This is a genomic window from Paenibacillus sp. J22R160 (assembly GCF_059692135.1).
Map to the genome: position 1 here is coordinate 536,297 of NZ_JCAUAU010000002.1, position 25,633 is coordinate 561,929.

Annotated in this window: 25 protein-coding genes; 21 read left to right on the forward strand and 4 right to left on the reverse strand. The window is 44.0% G+C overall.

The features are described 5' to 3' along the window. Positions 1-182 precede the first annotated feature (182 nt). The 5 genes from AC58UW_RS06075 (at position 183) to AC58UW_RS06095 (ending at position 4,364) form a co-directional block, all read left to right on the forward strand. Positions 183-1,502 (forward strand): FAD-dependent oxidoreductase, encoded by a 1,320-nt coding sequence (locus AC58UW_RS06075; RefSeq protein WP_497419779.1) that lies wholly within the window; start codon positions 183-185, stop codon positions 1,500-1,502. Positions 1,503-1,612: 110 nt separating this feature from the next. Beyond that, positions 1,613-2,092 carry a carboxymuconolactone decarboxylase family protein gene (locus tag AC58UW_RS06080; RefSeq protein WP_497419780.1) on the forward strand — a complete coding sequence of 160 codons (480 nt, stop codon included), beginning with the start codon at positions 1,613-1,615 and terminating at the stop codon, positions 2,090-2,092. A gap of 76 nt (positions 2,093-2,168) precedes the next feature. Then, positions 2,169-2,918: an SDR family oxidoreductase gene (locus tag AC58UW_RS06085; RefSeq protein WP_497419781.1), complete on the forward strand. Its 750-nt coding sequence runs from the start codon at positions 2,169-2,171 to the stop codon at positions 2,916-2,918. 173 nt (positions 2,919-3,091) lie between these two features. After that, positions 3,092-3,760, forward strand: a complete 669-nt coding sequence (locus AC58UW_RS06090; protein WP_497419782.1) for a succinate dehydrogenase cytochrome b558 subunit — start codon at positions 3,092-3,094, stop codon at positions 3,758-3,760. A gap of 88 nt (positions 3,761-3,848) precedes the next feature. After that, entirely contained in the window at positions 3,849-4,364 is a 516-nt protein-coding gene (locus tag AC58UW_RS06095) for a tetratricopeptide repeat protein (RefSeq protein ID WP_497419783.1), read from the forward strand. 79 nt (positions 4,365-4,443) lie between these two features. Here AC58UW_RS06095 and AC58UW_RS06100 read toward each other — a convergent pair whose 3' ends face one another. Further along, on the reverse strand, positions 4,444-4,578 hold the full coding sequence (locus AC58UW_RS06100; protein ID WP_497420000.1) for a PLDc N-terminal domain-containing protein: 135 nt from the start codon (positions 4,576-4,578) through the stop codon (positions 4,444-4,446). Between the two features lie 71 nt (positions 4,579-4,649). Between AC58UW_RS06100 and AC58UW_RS06105 the strand changes: the two genes are divergently transcribed. From AC58UW_RS06105 to AC58UW_RS06120, 4 genes are all read left to right on the forward strand, one after another. Then, complete coding sequence (locus AC58UW_RS06105; protein ID WP_497419784.1) at positions 4,650-5,150, forward strand: hypothetical protein; 501 nt, start codon at positions 4,650-4,652, stop codon at positions 5,148-5,150. Between the two features lie 50 nt (positions 5,151-5,200). Then, entirely contained in the window at positions 5,201-5,335 is a 135-nt protein-coding gene (locus AC58UW_RS06110; protein ID WP_497419785.1) for a hypothetical protein, read from the forward strand. 188 nt (positions 5,336-5,523) lie between these two features. Beyond that, entirely contained in the window at positions 5,524-7,122 is a 1,599-nt protein-coding gene (locus tag AC58UW_RS06115; RefSeq protein WP_497419786.1) for a spore germination protein, read from the forward strand. Continuing rightward, positions 7,119-8,291 (forward strand): Ger(x)C family spore germination protein, encoded by a 1,173-nt coding sequence (locus tag AC58UW_RS06120; protein ID WP_497419787.1) that lies wholly within the window; start codon positions 7,119-7,121, stop codon positions 8,289-8,291. Before AC58UW_RS06115 ends, AC58UW_RS06120 begins: the two co-directional genes overlap by 4 nt. Before the next feature lie 215 nt (positions 8,292-8,506). Here the strand turns inward: AC58UW_RS06120 and AC58UW_RS06125 are convergent, their stop codons facing one another. Further along, a complete protein-coding gene (locus AC58UW_RS06125; RefSeq protein WP_497419788.1) occupies positions 8,507-9,607 on the reverse strand; it encodes a GerAB/ArcD/ProY family transporter in 1,101 nt (366 codons plus the stop codon). Between the two features lie 117 nt (positions 9,608-9,724). Further along, positions 9,725-10,594 carry a LysR family transcriptional regulator gene (locus AC58UW_RS06130; RefSeq protein ID WP_497419789.1) on the reverse strand — a complete coding sequence of 290 codons (870 nt, stop codon included), beginning with the start codon at positions 10,592-10,594 and terminating at the stop codon, positions 9,725-9,727. Between the two features lie 129 nt (positions 10,595-10,723). On the opposite strand from AC58UW_RS06130, the gene AC58UW_RS06135 reads away from it, so the two are divergent. From AC58UW_RS06135 to AC58UW_RS06145, 3 genes are all read left to right on the forward strand, one after another. After that, positions 10,724-11,293, forward strand: coding sequence for a TetR/AcrR family transcriptional regulator (locus AC58UW_RS06135; protein WP_497419790.1), 570 nt, complete (start codon positions 10,724-10,726; stop codon positions 11,291-11,293). Between the two features lie 160 nt (positions 11,294-11,453). Continuing rightward, a complete protein-coding gene (locus AC58UW_RS06140; protein WP_497419791.1) occupies positions 11,454-11,993 on the forward strand; it encodes an NAD(P)H-dependent oxidoreductase in 540 nt (179 codons plus the stop codon). Between the two features lie 144 nt (positions 11,994-12,137). Then, entirely contained in the window at positions 12,138-13,100 is a 963-nt protein-coding gene (locus AC58UW_RS06145) for a bile acid:sodium symporter family protein (protein WP_497419792.1), read from the forward strand. A 77-nt stretch (positions 13,101-13,177) separates the two neighbouring features. Here the strand turns inward: AC58UW_RS06145 and AC58UW_RS06150 are convergent, their stop codons facing one another. After that, a complete protein-coding gene (locus AC58UW_RS06150; protein WP_497419793.1) occupies positions 13,178-14,383 on the reverse strand; it encodes an ROK family protein in 1,206 nt (401 codons plus the stop codon). A gap of 233 nt (positions 14,384-14,616) precedes the next feature. Between AC58UW_RS06150 and AC58UW_RS06155 the strand changes: the two genes are divergently transcribed. The 9 genes from AC58UW_RS06155 (at position 14,617) to AC58UW_RS06195 (ending at position 25,601) form a co-directional block, all read left to right on the forward strand. Continuing rightward, a complete protein-coding gene (locus AC58UW_RS06155; protein ID WP_497419794.1) occupies positions 14,617-15,555 on the forward strand; it encodes a sugar phosphate isomerase/epimerase family protein in 939 nt (312 codons plus the stop codon). 66 nt (positions 15,556-15,621) lie between these two features. After that, positions 15,622-16,380, forward strand: coding sequence for a sugar phosphate isomerase/epimerase family protein (locus tag AC58UW_RS06160; protein WP_497419795.1), 759 nt, complete (start codon positions 15,622-15,624; stop codon positions 16,378-16,380). A 17-nt stretch (positions 16,381-16,397) separates the two neighbouring features. Further along, positions 16,398-17,363, forward strand: a complete 966-nt coding sequence (locus AC58UW_RS06165; RefSeq protein ID WP_497419796.1) for an ABC transporter permease — start codon at positions 16,398-16,400, stop codon at positions 17,361-17,363. A 32-nt stretch (positions 17,364-17,395) separates the two neighbouring features. Next, on the forward strand, positions 17,396-18,277 hold the full coding sequence (locus tag AC58UW_RS06170; RefSeq protein WP_497419797.1) for a carbohydrate ABC transporter permease: 882 nt from the start codon (positions 17,396-17,398) through the stop codon (positions 18,275-18,277). A gap of 29 nt (positions 18,278-18,306) precedes the next feature. Then, complete coding sequence (locus AC58UW_RS06175; RefSeq protein ID WP_497419798.1) at positions 18,307-19,842, forward strand: type 2 periplasmic-binding domain-containing protein; 1,536 nt, start codon at positions 18,307-18,309, stop codon at positions 19,840-19,842. A gap of 23 nt (positions 19,843-19,865) precedes the next feature. Beyond that, the gene (locus tag AC58UW_RS06180) at positions 19,866-20,894 is read left to right on the forward strand and encodes a Gfo/Idh/MocA family protein (RefSeq protein ID WP_497419799.1); all 1,029 of its coding nucleotides are present in this window, start codon (positions 19,866-19,868) and stop codon (positions 20,892-20,894) included. A 40-nt stretch (positions 20,895-20,934) separates the two neighbouring features. Continuing rightward, positions 20,935-21,927, forward strand: a complete 993-nt coding sequence (locus AC58UW_RS06185; RefSeq protein WP_497419800.1) for a hydroxyacid dehydrogenase — start codon at positions 20,935-20,937, stop codon at positions 21,925-21,927. Between the two features lie 44 nt (positions 21,928-21,971). Next, complete coding sequence (locus tag AC58UW_RS06190; RefSeq protein WP_497419801.1) at positions 21,972-23,003, forward strand: zinc-dependent alcohol dehydrogenase; 1,032 nt, start codon at positions 21,972-21,974, stop codon at positions 23,001-23,003. 270 nt (positions 23,004-23,273) lie between these two features. After that, positions 23,274-25,601, forward strand: coding sequence for a helix-turn-helix domain-containing protein (locus AC58UW_RS06195; protein ID WP_497419802.1), 2,328 nt, complete (start codon positions 23,274-23,276; stop codon positions 25,599-25,601). The last annotated feature ends 32 nt before the right edge of the window (positions 25,602-25,633 follow it).

Genomic DNA, 25,633 nt, shown 5'->3' on the forward strand with positions numbered 1-25,633 from the left:
TCTGCACAGGCCTAGGAAGCTTACAATTCTGCATTGCCGAAAAGGAGAACTGCTTGTTTGCAGGTCTCCTTTTTGTTTTATCCAATAAATAGGTCCTTCAATGATGTCACGTATTGTTGTCTCCAGTTGCCTTATTAATGTCGATCCGAATAGCTCATACCCTACTCCAGGAGGATACCTTAATGAAAATAGCTATTATTGGCGGTGGATTAGCCGGATTAACAGCGGCGGCATACTTAACTGAAAATCCACATGTTGAAGGAACCTTATTCGAACGCAGTCCACAATTGGGCGGGCGAGCTTTTACTTATGAAAAAAGTGGATTTACATTGAACTATGGCGCACATACGATCTATGGCATCGATCGTCATACCTTGTCATCCATGGAACAAGAGCTGCGTCTGACATTTACCTCTAAGCAGGTTGACAAACGCAAAGTCGTTTATTCTAAACATAATCATCTTATAACGGCACCCATTGATGCTATTAATCTTTTAAAAACAGATTTACTAAGCACCATGCAGAAAGTAAGATTTGTCGGCGAAATTACGGCGATTATTGCAAATATTCATAACTTGAAAAACTACAACACCCTAGGTGAGTATTTGGATGCCTCCAAAGCGGATGATGATGTGAAAGAATTATGGGAGCATCTAGTTTGCTCCAATTTCTTCATTGCTCCTGAAGATGCTCGTCATGTATCCGGGGCGGTGATTAGCGAGTATTATCACAACCTCTTCCTATCAACCAAACCTGTCAATTATGTGTTAGGGAGTTGGTCTGTAATTACAAATCAATTGAAACAGAAGATAACTAGTTCTGACCAATGGGAAATCGCCATGCAGGAAAGTGTGGAAGAACTTCGATTTGAGGATCAGAAATTTATTCTGGGAACGAAAAATCGTCATCAAGCCTTCGATAAAGTTATCTTTGCAATGCCAGTTCAACAAGTCATCAAATTGCTAAAAGGCACCGCTTGGGAGCCGTTCCTTGCTCCATATGAATCCAATACGGCAACTGAAGTCATGATATATGATGTTGGATTAAGTCAAGTTGTTGCGAGACCATTTACTTATATAAGCGACATGGATAACAAAATATTCATCAGTGATGTGTCGGCAACGGATCATACACTTGTTCCAGAGGGCGGACAATTGCTGCAGGGAATCGCCTATTTGAGAGATCATTATCATAGTGAGGAACAGCGCAAAACTTTCTTAGATGATAAGCATACACAGATGGAAGCACTTTTCGATCAGCATTATCCAGGTTGGCGTGATGTTACCGCGGTGAAACGTGTATCCAAAAAAGCAATGGTTTCCAGCGTAAAAAACGTTATCACAAACAAATTACTACCTACTCGTATAGATCATGTTCCTTTCTATTTTTGTGGAGACGGCTGTGAGGGGAAAGGTGAGCTTGCAGAACGAGCATTCTCCAGTGCTCGATCTGTTGCTTTATCTATTGTCAGTGAGGTTAATGAAGCCTTACAAACGGTTTGATAGAATCTGGAATTCGAAGATCATAAAATAGATGTCACACTTCGAATCTGCCAATTGTCTTAATAGTGTTATGAAAATAAATAAGAAAAACACATTGGAGGTATATAACAATGGCACAACGTGTAAATTATATGCAGCAATCACCGGAGCTTTTTAAAAAATTGATGGAATTCAGCAACGCGGAGAAGGATAGCTCAATTGAAGAGAAGATCCTACATCTGGTTCATATCAGAGCTTCACAAATGAATGGATGTGGATTCTGCTTGGATATGCACATTAAACAAGCCAAGATTCATGGGGAGAGCGAGCTTCGTCTCTATCACCTCCCAATATGGAGGGAATCAACTTTGTTCCTTCCTCGCGAGCGTGCGGCTTTGGCATGGACTGAAATCCTCACAAATATACCTGAGCATGGTGTGCCTGATGGGGTCTATGACCGAGTTCGCGGCCAATTATCTGAGAAGGAAATCTCAGATTTGACCTTCTCGATCATGGCGATCAATGCTTGGAATCGTATCAATGTCGGGTTCAAAACAGTTCCAGGCTCAGCTGACGCAGCATTTGGTTTGACGAAAGCTGGTTTAAGCTAATTCATTAACATAGGAAGTTATTGTTTGTTCGGACAATCCTGATTTGAAAATTCAATCATAAACTAGGAGGATTAATATGAAAATTGTCGTTATTGGTGGTAGTGGACTTATTGGGAAAAAACTTGTAAACATCCTGCGTGAGCAGGGTCATAACGTTGTGGCGGCATCTCCTTCCTTAGGCATCAACTCAGTTACGGGTGAGGGACTGGCTGAGGCGATCAGCGGCGCGCAAGTTGTCGTTGACGTTACGAACGCTCCCTCATGGGAAGACCAAGCCGTTCTGGAGTTCTTTGAAACTTCAACTCGTAATCTCCTTGAGGCTGAAGCTGCTGCTGGTGTGCAGCATCACGTTGCTTTGTCAGTCGTTGGTACGGATGGCCTTCTTGAAAGTGGCTATTTCCGCGCGAAGATGGCACAAGAAAATAGGATTAAAGCTTCGAAAGTACCTTATACAATCGTTCGAGCAACCCAGTTCTTCGAGTTCGTCGAAAGCATTGCCCAATTCTCCACGGAAGGGCAAACTGTCCATATGCCGTCTGCCTCCATTCAACCAATCGTTTCCGACGATGTTGCTGCCGCGCTTGCGAGCTATGCAACTGAGGCTCCGGTGAATGGCATTGTTGATATTGCTGGTCCAGAACGCATGGGCCTCGACGAACTTGTTCGTCGATTCCTGATTGCGAAAAAAGATTCAAGACAGTTAGTCACAGACGAAAATTCACGTTACTATGGCGTGTTGTTGAAGCAAAACTCACTCGTCCCACTGGGCGAGGCGCGTATCACCACGACGCGTTTCGAGGATTGGTTAGCGCGCACTTCGAATTAAAGTAAACTACGAAATAAAAAAAAGCTATGGACCGTCCTCTGGTTTTCGAACCGTGAGGACGGTTTTTTTGTCACATATGGACCTCCACAATTGTCTTATTAATGTCTAGATAGCGCATCATTGCAAGACCCGATCGATATGGATCGGGATAAACCATCTAAGAGAGGTGTCACATGAAAGGAAATTCCTATTATTGGCGCAAACTGCACTCCTTACTTGGGGTAATTCCACTCGGAGGCTTCATTCTAGTCCATGTCTTGCTTAACTTTCAATCGTTTGAGCGAGGACCAGAAGGGTTCAGTAGCGGTGTACATTTGGTTAACAGCCTGCCCCTTAAACCTTTGCTTGAGATCTTTGGAATCTACATTCCCATCCTGTTCCATGGTGTTTATGGACTGTATATGGCTTATCAATCCAACCTTAACCAGGGACAATACGCATACAGTCGCAATTGGGCGTTTACCCTTCAACGGATCACTGGGGTACTTACGTTTATTTTTGTTTTCTGGCATTTTTTTAATACGCGGTTTCAAGTTTACATGGGAACTATTACACATGATGACCTTGGTTCTACGATGCATCAAATTGCTACGAATCCAACCTATTTCGTTCTATACGTCATCGGGGTATTATCAGCGGCATTCCATTTCAGCAATGGTCTATGGGCATTCATGATTAGTTGGGGGGTTACGATTTCAGCGCGCGCGCAAAAAATTTCTTCTCAAATTTGTATGGGGGTATTCATCCTTGTTTCACTGCTGTTCCTTCTTTCGCTCATTGCATTTACTGGCGATGAATTCCAAGGAACGGCTAACGCTGCTTTGGCCTTACTTGGAAGCTGAAGAAAACATGAATTTGAAGGGATAATTTGGTTTTCAGAAAAAGGCAGATGGACTATAATTATACCTGATCCATAACAGGGAAAGGCGGATGGAAATGACAAGAGACGATTTGGCCAAACTAATCGAACGGCGTGAAGAAGGAAGAGCCAAGCAGGACCAAGAGATCTTGAGCGAGGTTCGCGGTCACTTCGTCGAATTGCTTGCCGATTATCCGGATGATGCGGAGATCAACTACCAAACCGGCATCGCGCATGACAATTCTGGTTTAGGCCGCGAGGCTATTCCCTATTATGAGCGTGCTCTTGAATTAGGGCTAAGTGGTTCTGACCTAGAAAGATGTCTTATGGGTCTTGGGAGTACTTATCGGTACTGGGGGAATTACCATAAAGCCGTGGAAACGTTACAAAGAGGCATGAAAGAATTTCCCGAAAACCGCGCCATTCAAGTGTTTCTCGCCATGGCTATGTACAATAGCCAAAACTACAAAGGAAGTGTTGAGCTGCTGATCGACACTTTAATGGAGACTACATCAGACGAAAAACTGCTTTATTTTAAACGCGGTATCTTGGCTTACAACGAAGACCTTGATGAATCAGCCGAATAACATCCTAACGGGATAAAGTTGTTGTCATGACTCTTGACAGCAAGCTTTATCCCGTTTTTAATTGACGCAATTTGTCCGGCTAATCATTGCGAATAATGAGATAAACGATCAATCCGATTAGTGGGAAAAATAACATCGCTAACAAAATAATGATTGCAAATTCCTCTGTACGATAGCGCGGTAAGGAAAAGTTCAGTTTATGAATTTTTAATATGTGGTTTAGATCTAGTTTATTTCAATTTATTATCTTAAAGATACAACTATTACAAGGGAGATTACGGGATAATGAAATTGATAACCATGACACAGAAGAAGTGGCTCTTGAGCTTGCACATCCTATTTTCAGCCATTATGCTCGGGACAAGTGTAACATTTCTTATTTTGAGTATAACAGCAGTGAGCTCCAATGATTCAGGATTAATACTTTCCTGCTATAAGGCCATGCACGTTTTATCCAAAACTTCTGTTAGAGCCTCGTTTATTGGGACAATAGTGACAGGACTGCTTCTATCCGTATGGACGCACTGGGGCTTGGTGAAATATTATTGGATCATAGCGAAAGAAATACTTAGTTTGATTGCGCTTATCCTAGGACCGATCGGCATGTACATATGGACGCTTCAAGGAATTTCGCTGATAACCGACGCGGGAGTTGGGGGAGCAAATCAAGGGGCTATGGTAGTAAACACGTTATCGCTATTTATTGGCATAGGTTTACAGATTATTTCATTAGTTTTAATGTATCTGTTTTCCGTTTTTAAGCCGTGGGGGAAGCGGCGGAGATAAGTCGTCTCCATATCACCATCGTGGGAAAATAAAGAGGGAGATGAGCAGGATTGAACATTCAAGCTGTGTTTGTTGATCGCGATGGAACTTTAGGCGGGAATGGGCATTTCATCCATCCACGCGATTTTGAGCTATTTCCTTCATCTTTAACCGCTTTGCAGTTATTAAGAAAAGAATGGCATTAAAATATTTGCCCTGCAAGGTAAATGATTAATCGATCTAGAATCCCAGTGCCTTATTGGCACTGGGATTTATGCGTTATTACCTAATAAAAACTCGGTAGTAACCAGGAAGCAGACAACACAGCTCAGAATATTTTTGGAGAAAAAATGGGAAATTATATGTATCCGTGTTTTCTGTAGGAGGCTGCTCAGTGAAATGGTTTAGGAGATGGATGCACACAAAACTTGCGTATCCTATTATTCCTGAGGATCTTCATTCTGAAGATGAAGAGACCTCTGGATTAACCAAGGATCTAGAGCACAATGAATTGATTCTTAAAGGTATTTTCCACAACAGTTCTGATATCGTTTTCCGTAAAATTCAAATGGCTGGACAAGATCATTGGCTTATTATCTACTTTACAACCCTTGTTGAAGAAGAGTTGATTAACGATCATATCTTGAAACCAATGATAGCTAAATCTGATAAACACGATGATATTTTCAATGAAAAAACGGAATGGTTGGATGATCAGAGCATCTCCATTGGTGAGACGAGTGTTACATCCAAAATAACTGACCTTGTGAAGCAAGTATTAAGTGGCCATGCAGCTGTGCTCTCAGCAGGAAACTGCGATGCGATGACGGTTAAAGTGAATGTTAAATCACAACGAGGCCTAGACGAACCATCATCTGAACCTGTCATACGCGGTCCCAGGGTTGGATTTATCGAGAACATTTCAAAGAATATCGGGTTAATACGGTCCTTAATTAAAACGTCAAGATTAAAAATGGAATCCTTTACTCTGGGGGAGCTTTCTCAAACTGCGGTCGTCATTACCTATATTGTGGGTATTGCTTCCGAAACGGTCATTGAGGAAGTTCGAGAAAGGGTCGCGCGGATTAAAATTGACGGAATCCTGGATTCAGGATATGTAGAGGAGTTTATTGAGGACAGCCCTTTCTCACCATTTCCTCTTGTGCACAGTACAGAACGGCCAGATGTTGTTGCTGCAGAGCTGTTGGAAGGGAAAGTAGCTATTCTTGTCGATACCTCTCCATTTGTTCTCATTGTTCCCATGACCTTCTGGACGGGTCTCCAGGCAAGCGAAGATTATTACATTCGCTGGCCAATTGCAACTTTTGTGCGATGGATTCGCTTCCTTTTCATCAGTATCGCCATATTTGCTCCTCCCCTATATGTTGCAATTACGACGTTCAATCAGGAAATGATCCCTACTAATCTGGTGCTGAGTATTGCCTCCTCTAGAGAGCCTGTTCCTTTCCCAGCTGTGATCGAAGCCTTTCTAATGGAAATTATCTTTGAGGCCTTACGGGAAGCGGGGATTCGATTACCTAAACAGATCGGGCAAGCGATAAGCATTGTAGGAGCATTAGTGATCGGCCAAGCGGCGGTGTTAGCGGGTATTATTTCCGCACCCGTCGTCATAATTGTATCGATTACTGGTATTGCTGCATTTACGATTCCTCGTTATAGTTTTGCAAACGGAATCCGATTACTACGTTTTCCAATGCTACTCTTGGCAGGTACGCTTGGGCTGTATGGTGTTGTACTTGGGTTAATGGCCATCGTGTTACATATCACGTCGCTTCGTTCGTTCGGCGTCCCTTATTTCACTCCGGTAGCCCCAATGACTTTCTCGAAATTAAAAGATGTCATCATTCGTTCGCCGATATGGGCTAAAACTCATCGTCCTGCGGCAACAGGATCTAACAATTCGGTACGTGAGCCAGCAGGTCAGAGGCCAAGCCCGGATTATGGGGAGAAAGGGAAGGGAGCTTCAGAATGAAACCATTCCTTTGCATCGGTTTGCTAATCACACTTTTGACCACAAGTGGTTGTTGGGATCGTACGGAAATTAATGATCTTGCGTTTATCATGGGCACAGCATTTGACATAACGGATGATGGGGATTATATATTATCACATCAAATTGCGGTCCCTTCTTCCGCTCAGGGAGGACCAGGGAGTGGTGGAAGCAGCAAAGAGAAGTTTTTTGTGATATCCGCGGTTGGTAAAAATATTAACGAAGCCTTCTACAGGCTTCAGAAAAAAAGTTCGCGTAGACTGTTTACCGCACATCGCGTTGTTATTTATATCGGTGAAAAGTTATCCAAACACGGAATTCAAGACATTCTTGATATTTACACCCATGATTCGAAACAACGATTAAAAACGTACATGATGGTTGTGAAGGGCGGAGAAGGGCGGGACATTCTGCAAGTCAAATACCCATTCGAACAAGTACCCAGCGAAGCAATTAAAGAAATGGAAGCATTAAAAAGCGAGTTGGCGATTACGTTACGGGACTTTTTTTTAGCATCGTCAGGTGAAGGAATTAGTCCCGTATTGGGAGTCATCATGCCGGATGGTTTAACAGAAGGAGTAAAAGAAGACCATATCTTTAAGCTAGCTGGATCAGCTATTTTCAAGGATTTCAAATTAGCCGGGTTTCTAGACGAGAATGAAACCAATGGATTTCTATGGGCTACAGATCGAATGAAACATGGCAGCCTTAATGCCGAATTACCGGATAATGGCGGAATGGTAGGATTTATTCTGGCAAAAACCGATCGAATCATTACGCCACAGATAAATGGTGATAAGATCAAATTTAGAATACTGTTACGCGGAGAAGGGAATATCTGGGAAAATAATACCAATTTAGATATTCGTATCCCTGAGAATCTTAAGCTTGTGCAGACTGCCTTGGAGAAATCGGTTGAAGAACAAGTCAAGGATGCGTTAGCCAAAATCCAGAAGCAGTACAAAGTTGATAGCGTGGGTTTCGGTCGAGAAATTTTCCGCGATAAGCCGAAGCAATGGAAATCGTTGAAAGGACAATGGGACTCTAAGTTTCAAGAGGTAGACGTTTCGATTGAAGTTAAAATAAATATTTTAGGCAGCGGGATGGCAGGTCCTCCTTTACATTTGGAGAAAAAGGAGATCAAAAAATGATAGCCCAAATCATCATATTTGTATGTTCAATGGTCCTATGGTCTTTAATCAGAATCCGATCTATGCTGAGAATGCAGAAAAAAAGGGAAGCAGCCGTTTTTGGAAGTATACTTGGCGTATCCTCTATTGTTGGTTCGTTACTAATAGCCCGGGTTAACGTACCGAGCATGGTTGTCCCGTTCAAGATTATGCTTGAACCCTTCGGAAAAATGCTTTTATTGCAATGAACGGGCTACTTTTCTTTTGATCGTGTCAATCGCGAGAAGCAACAACGGGATAAGGCTTTGTGTGATAAAGCCTATACTTGGGTAAATGAAAGTGAGGTACGTTTGAAGCTCCGCGCCATTCTTGAGAACCCAAACCGAACCAATAAGGGTTAAAAGAGTTAACGGAGCAACGATATCACGATAATTTCGGATGCCGAAAATTTGGCTAACACTAAGAGCTAGGATGAACAGCGTCACCGAAACTTTCGAAAAGCTGCCAATGACCCAGATCATCACAGTGATTGCCTCTAGACGTTCAAATGAACCTTCAATACCAATATATTGCATGACACTTAAATACGAATAGTTCAGTTGACCTGTTAAGGAACCGAGGACCATAATGGTAGAAAAAACAATAATAAAAATAAAAATGAAAATAGCTAAAAGGGCATATAAAGAGATCTTGAGCGCCTTTTGGGGTTGATTCAAATAAGGAAGAAGCCATCCCAATATAAACAGTTGATTCATAAAAGCTCCTGCCGGAAGAATAGCTCCTTGTAATACCGGCAGTATTCCATCTCCCAAAATTGGTTTTAGTTGTTCGGGATCTGCTGCCCCAATTGTTAGAATTAAGAGCGGAACCAAAAAACACAATTTCAGTGGTGTAAGAAACTCAGAACATCTTCCAATGACCTCAATTCCCATATAAACGGCTATACCGCAAAGGATCAATAAAGTCAGACTTCCTATAACGGTCGGACTTCTAGGTAATAATAGTGCTTTTACGAAAAAGGCATGCTGTTTGGTCATAATCGAAATCGACATAAACCAATAATAAATGTAATAGAAACCCAAACCTGTCCCTAACCATTTTCCAAGAATTTTTTGGCTGTATTCGATGATGGTCAAACCCGGATAACGTTTCGCGAGTAAGGTCATTACCCATATGCTTAATAAGCCCGTTGTCGTAGCTGGAAACACCGATAACCAGGCATCCTGTTTGGCAAACATCGCCATCAATCCGGGAAGAGTCAAAACAATGGTGGAAGCGATAAAAGAGAATAGTAAAATACCTAACTGGTTATTCGAGATTTTTTCTGTAGTCTGCATCTTCGCTCTCCCTCTCCTAACCTCACAGAGGTTGCTCCAAGTATTGACTTATCGCTATCCATTTATACGTTTTGATCACGTACGAGAGATGAGGATAAACGCATTTCTAGTCATACTTTAGCTGAAGTGGGTGCGCATCGCCGATAAGAAAGCTGACAATGCAGGGGTGATTAAAGCGTCTTTGCGCCGGATGAACACGGTTGTGACGATGGCGTGCTTGGCTGGAAGTACATGGCAGCGGATTCGTCCTTGCTCTTCTGGTTCGGCTGCGATGGAACGTGGCAAAAGCGAAATGCCCAAGCCTGCGCCGACACAGCCGATAATCGTTTCAGGTGATCCGAAATCCATCAGTTTAACAGGAATTAGGCCTTCTTCTTTGAGCAGTAGATTTAGTTTTGCCCGGTAAGCACAGCCGCTGCGTAATACGAGAAGCGGACGATCCTGCACATCATGGATGGAATTGACGGGTGGATGGGATGCAGAGGTGAGTAAGACCAGTTCTTCATCAATGACTTTTTCCTGAATCAGTTCAGGATGTTCCACAGGACCGGCCACAAATGCGCCGTTGAGCTCATAATGAAGAACGGCATGAAGATGCTGCTCCGTTGGCCCCGTTGTTAAAGTGAAATCGACCGCCGGAAATTCCGTATGATATTTGGTAAGCAGCATTGGCAGTCTAGCGGAGGCAGTTGTTTCCATTGAGCCTATATGCAGGGGTCCTGCAGGCTCGGAGGAGTCTCCAACGGCAAGTCTTGCTTCCTGAATGACATGCAATATTTTCTCCGCATAAGAAACAAGAATTTGTCCGGAAGGCGTAAGCGTTATCCCTCGATTGTGGCGATAGAAGAGCTGTGTTTGCAAATCGGCCTCGAGCTGTTGAATCTTATGAGTGACGTTGGACTGGGCAAAGTTTAATTTATTTGCTGCTTTGGAAATGCTTCCTTCGTGCGCCGTGGTAAAAAAGACTTTGAGCAACTGAACATCCATATAGACCTCCGGAATGGGTGGATTTAGGTATCTAAGATTGAGATAATCAATATCATTATTCTGCATTATACATGATAAAAGAATACCGTACATATTGACACACTATCTACTAAAAGATAGAATTTATGTATGGATAAAAATAAAAATACGTCAGAATTTATTTTGGATACGGCTCAGTCGCTTGTGCAGCAATTTGGATTTAACGGATTTAGCTATACACACATTGCAGACAAAGTAGGGATACGAAATGCCAGTATTCATTACTATTTCCCTAACAAGGAGGATCTGGGAGAAGCGCTGATTACACGGTATCATAGACATTTTATTACTAAAGTCGCACAAATCGATGTAGAGACACAGAACAGCTTGGACAAGCTGCGCAAATTCACTTTACTCTATAGTGGCCCTGTCCAAGATTATCGTACTTGTCTAAGTGTCATGCTTTCTACAGACTTGGCTACCTTATCTGGCAAAGTACGAGATGGATTAGCTCAATTTTTCACCTCAAATTTAGAATGGTTGGAACATGTGATGGAGCAGGGACGACGCGAAGGGCATCTAAAGTTTGAAGGCGCCGCAGATGTGCGAGCCCATCAATTTCTAGCTTCACTCCAAGGTGCGCAGCTGCTTGCAAGAAGCTTTAGCGATGTTAAAAAGTTTGATTTGATTGTCGAGGGGTTGCTATCCGCCTTAACTTGAAAAAGTGAGCGGATTGTTTTTTTATATTAACCTATCTTTTAGTAGGTAAATGATTATATTTAAAAATAGCGTATCATTTTTTGAGAAATAAAGAAAAATAATGAAGGTAAATGTGCAGAAAATAAAAAACTAAAATCAATGATGAAATGAGGCAAATAAAATGAAAACTTTAGTCATCGTTACTCATCCGAACATGGAAGCATCCAATTGGAATAAAACATGGGTGAAGGCCTTGCAAGCTCAAGGTGATTACACGATCCATGAATTATATAAAACGTATCCAGACGAAAATATCGATGTTTCCAAAGAGCAGCAGTTGATTGAATCGCATGACCGAATTATTTTTCAATACCCGATTTACTGGTATAGCACACCTCCATTATTAAAAAAGTGGTTTGATACCGTGTTATTATACGGCTGGGCTTTTGGACCGGAAGGCGGCAAATTGACTAGTAAAGAAATCGGAGTTGCCGTCTCGACATATGGCACTAAGGAGTCGTATTCAAAAAGCGGTTCCAATCGCTTCACATTGGAAGAAATACTGCGCCCGGTTGAAGCGACTGCTCATTTTGTCAGTGCTGCTTATCTGCCTCACTTTGCTCTAAACGATGCCTCTAATGTTACGGATGAACGATTAGCAAAAAGTGCTCAAGATTATGTTCAGCATCTTAAAACTGTCAAACCGGTTGTCATGGTTTAAGAAGGATTTTGTATAAGGCTTTCTCCCTTGGGGGGGGGAAGTCTTTTTATTTATTGAAACGTTTAAGTTCAAAGACTCACAATTGTGCTACAATTATTTTCGTAATTAAAATGAATCCTTATCATAGAGAAAGAAGGGGTGTAAATGCTTATCCGATTGAATAAGGCTCTCGAGAAAGCAATGCCTTTTGTCACGCCAACGGCTGTTATTATCGGGCTAATTTGCAGTGTTTGGCTGCACAATCTTAGCTTTCTAGTACCATGGATATTTGCAATGATGACGTTCTTCGGTAGTATTGGCTCTAATTTTAAAGATTTACAGAAGGTGATGATGCATCCACTGCCGATTGTAGCTAACTTCATCATTCTGCATCTGGCGATGCCTTTACTTGGCTGGGCAGCCGGCTCGCTATTTTTTCCAGGAGATGATTTGACTCAGACTGGATTTGTTCTCCTATTCGTTATTCCTACCGGCGTAGTTAGCTTGGTGTGGGTCACCATATACGGAGGAAATATTGCGCTTACATTAGCGCTAATCTTGCTAGACACACTTTTATCTCCCTTTATTGTGCCACTTAGTCTTTCACTCATCGTCGGAGCGAAGGTACATATGGACCAATGGGAAATTATGAGAGGGTTATTCTTTATGGTTGTGATTCCCTCATTGATTGGCACGATTCTTAATCAATGGACCAAAGGCAGAATTAAAACCACCTGGGGACCACGGTTGGCGCCTTTTTCAAAAATAGGACTTTTTGTGGTCGTTGCTATTAACTCTTCGGTTATAGCTCCCTATCTGAAGAACATGAATGGACAGTTGGTTAAAATCATTGTTGTTTCTTTCGCTAGCGCTGCCATCGGTTATTTGGCGGGATGGCTAGTGTCACGGCTGATGAGATGGGAACGGGAAGTTACGATAGCCTTAACGTTTAATTCTGGGATGCGAAATCTGAGTGCGGGTGCGGTGCTTGCTATCAGCTTTTTTCCACCGCCAGTGGCGCTTCCTGTTGTAGCGGGCATGCTATTTCAACAAATTCTGGCGGCTGTATTTGGGCAGCGTCTGGCCAAAAGTTACGGTATAAACAATCAAACAGCCAAAGCAGCCTAATGAAGATGGTGCGTGAAATTGAAAAAGCCTTCAGAACCACTCGCAAAGTGGGCTGGAGGCTTTTATCGATATTTGCTTTACTGAATCATAGTAAAAGAGAAATGCTGATCAAGCGCAAAATTAATTGCGCCAAGTGCACCGCCGATTTCGGGTAAAACAGCTGTATTCACTGCGATTCCGGCAGAGAGGGCTAACATGGACCGCTGTTTCATGACTTTGGTAGCGGTTTGGACATAAGTGCTGCACATGCTAGGAATGGAACCCCCAAGAATAATGGCCTCAGGATTCAGCAAATTGACCAGATTGGCCAAAGCAATGCCGAGATAAGTGGCGGCATGGTTAATGATGCGTATCGCCAAAGCATCGCCCTGATCTGCGGCTAAGCAAACGTCCTTGGCCTGCAGGAGTTGGAGGTCGTTGCCTGCGATTACCCGGTTAAGCAAACTTTCTTCTTGTCCAGACCGTAGTTGCCTGCGGGCTTCCTGTTCAATCGCAGAAGCCGTCGAATAGAGGTGTAAACAGCCGTTATTTCCACATGGACATACAGGGCCATCCGGTTCAACCGTAATATGTCCGAGCTCACCTGCCCCGCCGAAAGAACCTGAAACCAACTGGCGATCATTAAAAATTCCAGCAGCAATACCAGAACCGACTCCGACATAGATCATGTGCTTGTAGCTGCTGCCCGAACCAAATCGGCATTCGGCAAGTCCACGTGCACGGTGCCTGTTTATGGCTACGGTGGGCCAACCAAGCTTAGTACTTACCATGTCCTCAATCTCCACGTTGGACCAGCCCAAATCTGAGGCGCTTTTAATAATACCTCGTCTTGTATCGACAAGACCGGGAACGCCCAGACCGAACAATTTGATGACTCCGATATCCAATTCTTTAACAAATTTTGCGGTTTGATCCGTCAATTCCTGGATCGCGATCTCGGGTAGAGGGGAGCTGACTGGTATTTTCGTAAGATGTATGACATTCCCCAGTAAATCAAACACACCAAGCGTCCATACTTGATTATCCAAATCTGCCCCCATAATGCCAGGTGCTCCTGGGACAAGTTCGAGTGAAATAGCAGGTCGGCCACCTGTTGACGGGGCTTTTTCTGTTTCTTTGACAAGATTACAATCCATGAGCTCGGAAATCGTGGAAGAGATGGTGGCTCTGCTCAGTTCGGTAACTTTGGTCAATTTAATCCGTGGCATGGAGCCGTGCATACGCAAAGCTTGAATGATGCTGGTTTTGGTGCCCTTTTGATCGCTTTTATATGGACTTATCATGAGTCTCACCGTCGCTATTTCATTATGTAATTAAACCGATTATACCTGAACCAATGCGAATAGTGGTAATGAGCTTACTTTAATAAAAATCAGAACAAAGTTCAATAATTTTATACGAATAATAAATGATGATAACAGAATATTATATGACTTAATTTAAATCTTGACATAAGTTACAGAATTACATTATGATATCCTCATACAATTGTAAGCGCTATTACGGAGAGGGTGGGATGAGAACGATGATCGTTTTAGGCGGGAATATGTATGATGATTCAACCATTGAGCATTTTTTGAAAGATGCAGCAGCTATTGGCTATGAGGGCGTAGAGATTCGTGGTGTTGGTGAATTGAAAGACGGTCATATCTCACAAGAACGAGCGGAGCAGATTAAAAACTTGCTTGAAGGTTATCGTCTTACGCCTATCAATCTTTCCCTGTTTGTAGGGAATTTTGCCTGTAATACGGAAGAGGAAAGTAGAGCTGAATTTCTGAAGTGGGAGCGCTATCTCAATTTTGCCAGAGCGATCGGTTGCGGTATGATGCGTTTGAATCCAGGATTCCAGCATTCTGATGAGGTGTCCAAGGAAGATTTTACGAAGGCCGTTAAGTGGTTCCAACAATGCGCCGATGCGGCAAGCAGCCGAAATATCCGGGCGGTTATTGAAATGCACCATGGCACGCTTTGTGATCATGCCGATTCTTCCATTGCTTTTGTAGAAGCGGTAGGGCGCAGTAATGTAGGGCTGATCATGGATCCGGTCAATTTGTATCAGGTACCGACTGATTATGGGATAGAAACCATTAAACGGTTAAAGCCATACCTCTTCAACGTTCATATCAAGGATATTGTGAAATTGCAAGGAAACCAGTATCCTTGGGCTTTCGAATATAGTGATTATGTGCCGCATATCGGCCGATACCATCGGGTCATACCCAAGCAGGGTAAGCAAGAAGATCAATACTTTTGTCATCGGCTCATTAATCAAGGAGGGATTGATTGGTACGAAGTGTTCCGAGGGCTGGAACAAATTGCGTACAGCGGTTACCTCACCGTTGAAAGTGTGAGCAAGCCTGGCTCTGATCTTCCCGTACACACCGAATTAGCTCAGCAATGTTACAACGATGTGCAGCACCTGCTTAGCATCACTAAATCTAATGTTAACGTATAAAAATTCGTTGAGGGAGTGTAGGCTGCTGTGGAACATTCCGAAAAACCCTATTCGTTTTCACTGTTTGTGAAGCACTGGAAAGATAAAACGGCTCCCGAGCTAGCCAGCTTTGTAAGCCGTATTGGCTTTGATGGCATCGAGCTTCCAATTCGAGCTGGATTTCAGGTAGAGCCTGAGACAGCTTGGCAAACGCTGCCGGTATTTGCAAAGCAGTTACGCGAGCAAGGGGTCAACATCTTTAGCGTTGCCGCTTCAACCGATGAATCGATTTTCGCCGCATGTTCAGAAGCCGGGGTGCCGTTGATCCGGATCATGGTCAATATCGATGAAGATGGCTATAAGACGACGGAAGAAAGGACCAAGCGGAAGCTGGAAGAGCTTGTCCCCCTTTGCGACAAGTATGGAGTGAAGGTAGGTATCCAGCAGCATTACGGAAACTATATCATCGATTCGAATGGCATTATGAAGTTGATGGAACCCTTAAGTTCCGATCATATCGGTGTGGTCTGGGATGCAGCGCACGATGCCTTCGCTGGGCAGCAGCCTGAATATGGATTGGACATCGTTTGGTCCCATCTGGCGATGGTGAATTTGAAAAATGGCTATTTTATGCGAAGCAATGGCCCCGAGGCCGAAACAGCGGAGTGGAAGCGTCATTTTACGACCGGTCGACACGGCATGGCGCACTGGCCAAGGATTGCAAGCTATGTGAAAAACAGAAATTATGCTGGCGTCATCTGTTTGACAGCAGAGTACACGGATTTGGCCAATAAGGACCGGTACATCACCGAAGATCTTGCTTATGCGAAGTCGCTTTTTAAGTAAAAGGAGGTGCAATGTGAATGGCAGCTCAGAGTGAATGGCATGTGGGTACTATCCCAGAAGCTGTCCCGCAAAGTAGATGGAAGCATGTGTTGCATGGACTTAGACGAGACAAATTTCTGTATTTATTAATTGCTCCAGGTTTGTTATTTTTCCTGATATTTAAATATGTCCCTATGTGGGGAGTCGTCATCGCATTCCAAGATTACTCGCCCTACATGGGGGTAACGGGAAGCCAGTGGGTCGGTTTTGACCATTTTATCCGCTTTTTCTCAAACCAAGACTTCTACCTATTATTTCGAAATACGATGGCTATAAGTTTGCTCAGTCTGGTGTTCTTTTTCCCGCTGCCGATTTTACTTGCCCTTTTATTAAACGAACTGCGCAATGAAGTCTACAAAAAATGGATTCAATCGATCGTCTATATGCCACACTTTCTTTCGTGGGTCATTATCGCAGGGATTACTTTCTTGTTGTTATCGCAATCTTCGGGGATTATCAATAAGATGTTAGTTAGTCTGGGGTTCGCCAAATACGACTTTTTAACGAATGCAAACAGTTTCTGGATATTGCTTACGGTACAGAACGTCTGGAAAGAGGCTGGATGGGGAACGATCATTTTCCTTGCTGCTATCGCGGGTGTCGATCCTGGACTGTATGAAGCGGCTAAAATGGACGGAGCGGGACGTTTTCGGCAAGCCTGGCACGTAACGCTGCCCGCAATCCGAAGTGTCATAATCATTTTGTTCATCCTCAAGCTCGGGCACATTATGGACGTTGGCTTCGAGCAGGTATTTTTGATGATGAACGGGGCTGTTTCGAGTGTGGCGGATGTATTTGAAACGTACGCTTACCGTCTGGGTATTCAGCAGGGACAGTTCAGCTTCAGTACTGCCGTTGGTTTGTTCAAATCTGTGGTTGGATTGATTCTCGTTATTGCAGCCAATAAGCTGGCTAAACGATTTGGTGAAGAAGGCGTATACTAATCTCCGCAAATAGGGGAAACGGGGTGAGAATAATGAATCGAAGATTAGGCGAACGCCTATTCGATACGGTGAATATTATTGTGCTCGGTATCATAGCGATTATTACCATTTTCCCGCTTTATTATGTCTTTGTTGTTTCGTTTACGGATCCGGCAGAGTACATTCAGAAACAAGGTTATCTCTTATTTCCGCAAAAATGGACACTCGATTCCTACAAATATTTGTTGTCTACATCAGCCTTTCAAAATGCAACGATGATCAGTGGTTTCCTAGCTACTGTTGGTACTGCGCTAAGTCTTGTGGTAACAGCTGCCTTGGCTTATGGGTTATCTCGTAAGCGGTTGCAGGGGAGAAGACTGATCATGTTATTGATACTAATCACCCTTTTGTTCAGTCCGGGACTGATCCCGCCTTACTTGCTGGTTCGTGACTTGGGATTGATTAATAGCGTCTGGTCATTGATTCTGCCAGTGCTGACAAGCGGATGGTACGTCATCCTCATGAAAAGCTTCTTCGACAGCATTCCTGTTGAATTAGAAGAATCCGCCATAATTGACGGATCCACCGATATCGGCGTGTTCTTCCGGATTGTCCTTCCTCTCTCTCTTCCTGCACTTGCCGCATTTGGATTATTCTATGCAGTGGCGTACTGGAACACATTCTTTAGTGCGGTTCTATACATCAATGATTATACCAAATGGCCGCTCCAGCTCGTGCTCCGCAATATGTTAATCGACTCATCGACGCAAGCTGGGGGATCGGCTGCTGCAGAGATGATGGCCGAACAAAGCATCCCTACCGAAACTTTAAAAATGGCAGCTGTCGTTATTGCGACGTTACCCATCCTGTGTGTTTATCCGTTCCTGCAAAAGCATTTTGCCAAAGGCGTCATGCTGGGTTCGGTGAAAGGATAATTTTTTTAAAATGAATGAGGAGGGTTCGTATGAAAGAAAATCAGAGGTCAATGACGAGCAAAGCGGTGCCTGTATCTCTAACCTTCATGATGGCAGCATCGGTCCTATCGGCTTGCTCAGGCGGAGCAGCACCAGCTTCAACAGCGGGAACAGGAACTGCAGCTGACAGCGGTCCACCAACAGAAATTAGCATTTTTACGGAGTTTAGCACACCGGAACCGCCAGCAGCTGATAATCCGGTAACCAAGGAATTCGAGAAGCGCACGAATACGAAGTTGACAATTACTTGGGCATCTCCAAACGCGTGGGAAGAGAAGCAGAACGTCATGCTGGCTTCAGGCGATATGCCTGATTTGATGAAAATCAAAGACATGAAGCAAACGCAGGCGATCACCATGATCAAGCAAGGTGCTTTTTGGGATTTGACGCCATATTTGAAGGATTATAAAAATTTATCGGCTTATCCGAAAGAGATCATGGACAGTGTCAAGGTAAATGGCAAACAATATATCCTGCCATCGGTACGACCGCTTCATGGGAGCAGCTTTTTCAATATCCGCCAAGATTGGTTGGATAACGTAGGGCTGAAGATGCCGCATTCCATGGATGAATTCTATACCGCTTTGAAAGCTTTCGTCGAGAAAGATCCTGACAAGAATGGCAAGGCTGATACGTATGGGTATAACGGAAAGAACTGGGAGAAAGTGCTTGATGTCTTTAATAAAAGTAATGGCAAGTGGAAAGAGCAAGACGGCAAACTGGTAGATACCGATCTAGAACAGGGAACTAGAGACGGACTCGTTTATCTGAACAAGATGTATAAGGATAAAATATTGCCTGAAGATTTCGTTGCTATGAAAACAACGGATTTTGAAAACATGGCGAAAGCAGGCAAAGTCGGCGTTCAAATGGATACCACGGAGGGTGTTTTCCGGGCTACGGAAGGCGCGCAAAAGCTTGATCCGAAAGCGGATTTTGTCGCTATGACTTATCTGGAAAGTGCAGCAGGCAAAATGGTTTCTACAGGCTCAGGATTCGCAGGGCTGTATGTGATTCCGAAAAAAGTGCCGGAAGCCAAAATGAAGAAAATCTTGGCCTTGATGGATTACGGTGCATCCGAGGAAGGCTTCGAATTAGCCTGTTATGGCCTTAAGGATATCCACTTCACCGTGGCGGACGGCTTCAAAACGGCTACAGAGCAAGCGGTTAAGGACAGTGTATCGCAAAGCTCGTTCGGTAAAATCTTCGAAAGATTCGATCCTTATTTATGGGCCTATCGCGTAGGTATGCCGAAAGCAACCTTTGAGCGTAATAAGAAAATTATAGATGAACGAGCAAATTATGGTGTATCTGACGTATCCATTGGTCTGATGTCCGATGTTGATTTAAAAATGGGACCAGACTTTAAGAAAAAGATGGACGATATGAAGGTTAAAGTGATTATGGGGAAAGAACCGATCGAATCATGGGATGCGATGGTAAAAACGTTTAAAGCGGATGCCAACTACATGAAGATGATAGATGAGTTTAATAAGTCCTATCAAGACAGGAAAAGCGGTAAATAAAGAGAAGAAGGAGTGGAGCATGCATGCTGCGTAAATTGCGCTTAGCCGTTGTCGGATTGGGACGTGTGGCGAAGTCCCATCTTCCGGCCATACGGGAGCTATCTAATCTCATTGAATTGGTTGCCCTTGTCTCTCGCGATGAAGGTAAACTGCGTCTTGAAGCCGAAAAGTGGGAAGGGGTGCAAACCTATACTTCCTATGATGACGCGGTAAATGATCCGGATATAGACGCTTTCTTGCTGCTGCTGCCGCACGACATTCACGCGGAATATTCGATTAAGGCGCTCCGTGCCGGCAAGCATGTGCTTGTAGAGAAGCCTATGGCGATGAATGTGCAGGAAGCAGAGGAAATGGCCGAAGCAGCGGAAGGTGGTAGCGTTACTTTAATGATTGGGCAAAGCCGCCGTTTTTATCAACCAGTGATGGAATCGATTCGCCAAGTTAGAAAGAAAGCAATTGGCGATTTGATCAACATCAATGCGATGCTTTTGGCGCATATGGATAAGCCGGCAGCAGATTGGTGGAAGGACGAATCGAAAATCGGAGGATTTATTATTCCCCTGTGGGGAAGCCATATTCTTGACTACATTCAATGGGCTTATGGCAGAGCTCCTCAGACGGTCTATGCGCAAGGACATTCCAATAACCCGAATTGGTCGGGTGAAGACGAAGTAGCGATTTCCATGAATTTCGGAGAAGGACAGATGGCGAATGTTTGGATGTCATTTAACGCAGGCTGCCGCCCTACCGATGAAGTGGGTCTTACTGGAAAGCGGATATGGTCGACACAGAACAGTATTTATGAGCGATATTTAATCGGTTCAAACGGGTTATTGCATTTGAAAGATGAATATGAGCTTAGCTTGAACGGAGAGAGGCTAGAATCCTGTGAGTCTACATTTCCTAATTTCAAATGGCAGCTTGAGGAATTCGCACTTGCCATACGAGAGGGACGTCAACCGCTGGCTTCAGGCCGGGAAATTATCCAGGTGATGAGGGTCATGGATGCTTGCTTTGAATCCATGCGGACAGGTCAGGTTGTGCAGCTCTAATCCTTAGATTGCCTAAGGAAAACGAAGGAGGACTTCTGCAATGAAATTAAAAACATTGGTGCTTTCACCGCAATCACGATTGGATGAAGTATGTTCGGATGCGTGCCGTGCGCGAATAAATAACTATTTCGAACCCGTATGGAATGAAACAGGACGTGACTATACACAGGAAGAGCTTGCAGAGCGGATTGCTGAGGCGGAAGTGATTATAACCAGTTGGGGCTCCCCCAGCCTGACAGACGAAATGCTAAAGAAGGCCGTTAAGCTTCGTGCCATCGGGCATGCGGCTGGAACGGTAAAGAACCTTGTTCCAAAGCAGATTTTCGCACAAGGGGTCAAAGTTTTCTCTGCAGCCCCAAGAATTGCATTAAGTGTGGGTGAATATTGTCTGGCAGCACTGCTATCATCTCTACGGTATTTGCCTGAATATGATTCCGCCATGCGGGAGGGAAAATGGAAAATTGCTGGATTGAAGGGAAGGGAGCTTACCGGGAGCACGGTGGGCATCATCTCAGCTAGCTCTACGGCTCGCGCTTTTATCAAGCTGCTCGCACCTTTTCAAGTCAAAGTTCTTATATATGATCCCTATTTAAGTGAAGAAGCAGCAGCTCGGCTGAATGCTAAAAGGGCTGCACTAGAAGAAGTTATGAGCTGTCCCATTATTTCGGTTCACGCGCCCAAGCTTCCCGCAACGGAAAGGATGCTGACCCGTGAATTGCTGGGGCTTATTCCGGACGGTGCTGTCTTCATTAACTCTTCTAGAGGTCCTGTAGTCGATGAGCAGGCATTCATGGAAGAGCTTCAAAGTGGACGATTCTTTGCTGCTCTAGATGTGTTTGATAAAGAACCTCTTGCCGTTGATCATCCTATCCGTTCTCTTCCTAATGTACTACTATCACCTCATATTGCTGGAGCCTCTGTGCAGGGACATCTTGCGTTGATGGAGGAAGTGGTCGAAGACATCATCCGAGGCCTGCGGGAAGAGAAGACGATGTATGAAGTGAACGAGAAAATGTGGGAAGTTATGGCCTAACAGATTACAGAAATCTTTTTATATAGGGAAGGAGAAATACGCAAATGGTTAGAAAAATGTCCGTTCCTCCCATGGAGTTGGTAGATTATGATGGTCCTGGAACGCAGATGTGTGCAGTTATGGACGCCATCGGGGAGATCAGCGTAAGACGGGCCTTGATTCCAGAACCCAAGGAAGGCGAAGTCAGGGTTAAGGTCAAGTGGGTAGGTATATGCGGTAGTGATGTAGAGGTATTCCGTGGTGCGCGTGAGCCTGAATTTATCTCATACCCAACCAGACTGGGACACGAAGTTGCAGGGGTTATTGATCAAGTTGGACCCAATGTCATTGGTGTCAAGAAAGGCGATCATGTTGCACTACGGTATGTTTGGGGGGCTTTCGCCGAATATGTGGTCTGTACGCCTTTTTCGCTTAAAGTGCTGCCCAAAGAGTTGCCGTTGATCGAGGGTTCGCTCATTGAAGTGCTTCCGGGTATTATCCATGCAGCAGAACTAGGAGACATTTCGCCTAATAAAAATGTATTAATTACGGGGCAAGGCGTTAGTGGTCTAGTCATGACGCAAGTCATCCATATGTTTAGTCCAAGAAATTTGGTCGTAACAGATCTATTTGACGAGAAGCTGGCGCTTGCACGCAAATATGGGGCAACCCACACGTATAAAATCCCCCATGAACATGCCGATACCATGGATATCGTGGGAGCCGACTTTCCAGACGGCTTTGATGTGGTTATTCCTTGTCTTCTGGAAGGAGAGGGCATGGTAGATGCTATTAACGCAGCAGCACAGAATGGACGAATTGTCATGTATGGATGCATTGGCACCTGTCACAAGCCAGTTGATTTCTTCAAGGTGCACAAAAAACGGCTGGATATCCTTTCAACGGAGCCTAAGCGAGACATCGATAACCGACGTTACTTCGATGAAGGACTGCGGCTGGTTCTCGACGGACTCGTTAACACCGAGGAAATGATTACTCACGTCGTTCCGCTTGCGGAAGTCGCCCGGGCCTTCCACTTGCGAAACGAACATAAAGGAGATACTATTCACGTCATGATTGACTGTGAGGTCAAATAGGATTTGATTAGGTGAATAATTAAATGAGGAGCTAAGCAGCTTGTATCTGCTTAGCTCCTATTTTTTTGCTGTAACGATGAGGAACATCGTTGCAGGGAGGGATAGGGCCTGTCGAGGCAGCCGTAACGATGTAAAACATCGTTAGAGGCCAGGCGGCGCGGGCGAAGCCCCTCTTGAATTTTCAGTTTTAATGCAAGCGCTCACAATACTTTGTTATACTGATAATAAATTCGTACAATTGGCGTAGAAGTATCAAGGAGGAAATTACCGATGCGTAAATGGCTTGTACCGGATGCAAATGTCAGACATAAGGTTTTTATTCGTATGCTAATCCCTTACCTTCTATTTATATGTATGCTGCTAGGTATAGGTTACATTGTCTACCGAGAAACCATTCATGTGATGGAGAAGGATGCCACAGAGAATCATAGGCTCGTTCTGGAGCAAAGCAGAGATATTCTTGAACGAAGAATGGATGAGATTACCTCGATCGGACGTCAAGTAGCCGCCAATACGAAAGTTATTCAATTCATGACGGTGACGGATCCATTTCAGGGGGCTAACACCTATTCCGTTCTCGATACGAATAAGAGCTTATATGATTTCAAACTTTCAAATAACTTTGTTTTTAACTATTATATTCTTTTTAAAAATAGTGACCTTGTTTTAACGCCGGGTTCTAGCTACACCATGGACGAATTCTTTAGCCGAATTGCTGTTTATGATGGCGGCGATACTGAGAAAATGCGAAAGAATTGGCTGCAGACTTACCACTCCCGTTCCTTTCTTCCGTCTGAACACATGAGTATGGCAAACAGCTCTTACCAAATGATGACGTATTTACAATCGTTAGGTCTACCAGGCAACCCGCAGGCAGTTATCGCGGTCATGATTGATCAAGCTGAGATCCGCAAGTTATTTCAGGGACTCAATTTATCGGATGGCGGATGGGCTTACATTTTGGATGATCAGGGGAGTATTATGAGTACGTTATCTGGCGAAAATACCGGACTTCCCATCCAACTGGCTGATTTAAAGGAAGACCATGGGATTGTGGAGCAAAAGCTGAATAATCAATCGATGATTATTACTTATACGAAATCAACGATAAATGGATGGACGTACGTTGTAGGTCAACCGAAAGTCATTCTTTTAGGAAAAGTTCATTATATTCAAAAGATTATTTTCTCATTAACACTGCTTTTTCTAGTGATTGGCGTATCCATGGCCTATTTTCTTGCTTATCGGAATAGCAAACCGCTTCGCAACCTCGCTCAGTCGCTTAGAGAACTCGTTGGAGGCGGAGTCAAACAGCATGATGTGTATGGTTTTATAAGCGAAGCTGTGTCGGGATTGGCGCTTTCTAACCGTAAACTGCAATCCGAGTTGGAGCTGCAGGTGCCTTTATTACGTGCCTCGTATTTCAGAAGGCTGATGCAAGGACAATTTCTGTCTACACGGGATGCCGATATCCTGCTGGGGCATCTCGGATTAGGGATGGAGGATGAGGATAGACAATATGTCGTCGCTCTCATTCGCATTCAAGGTTATGACAATGGCTATAATGAGCTGCTGCTCAAAGATCTGGATCGAGTCCGCTTCGCGTCCGCAGAGCTGATTAGAGAACTTGTAGGCTCAGATGGATTTGCCTATGATGTGTCGCAAGATCAAATCGCCGTCTTACTGAGTGTTTATTCGCATGACGCCAACAGGCATCGTGAGAACATAACGAAACTAATGGAACAGGTTTGTCAGGCCATTAACTTGCGGTTTCAAATTGTATCCGATTGTGGCATCGGAGGTTTCTGTGACCGAGTAACCTCAATTTCACGCTCCTACGAGCAGGCGAGAGAGGTACTGTTTGCCTTAGCACGGTCGGACAAGGATGGATTGCAATGGTTTGATGAACTCCCAACGGCGTTAAATGATTATCATTATCCGCAGGACATGGAAGGACGGCTGATGAATGTGGCATTGGCTGGAGAACAGGAAGAGGTTACGCGTCTATTACAGGCATTGTATACGGAAAATTTTGAAAACAGGCACCTTTCACAAACCGTGCTCCGACTATTTATTGGCGAACTGTGGGGCAATCTCGTCAAGCTTTTACGACAATTAGGCATGCAGGCTGAGGAGATTTACTCTCAAATTCAGCGTATAGATGGGGCAGAGCCTTCGTATGAGAGCTTGCAGCAGCATTTTGCAGCGATTCGTCTAGCTTATTCGAAAATTTGCCGGCATGTCATGGAGCAGCGATCAAATCGTAACATTGAATTACTCGATAACATCCGTATGATGCTTCAGAAAGACTTTGCAGACAAAGCGTTATGTCTGGATGAAGCGGCTGATCGACTTCGTGTATCCAAGGTTTATTTGTCGCAGTTCTTCAAAGATCAGACAGGCATCAATTTCTCAGATTACTTGGAGCAATTGCGCATGGAGCAAGCGAAGCAATTGTTAAGAAATTCGGAATACGCCATTCAAGAGATTGCAGATCAAGTAGGATACTCCTCATCTAATACCTTCTGCCGGGCGTTCAAACGACTGCATGGAGTAAGTGCAACGGTTTATCAAAGGTCTGTAGAAGTGAATTTATAGCGAGAAGTTAACATTTGCACATCAATAAAGCG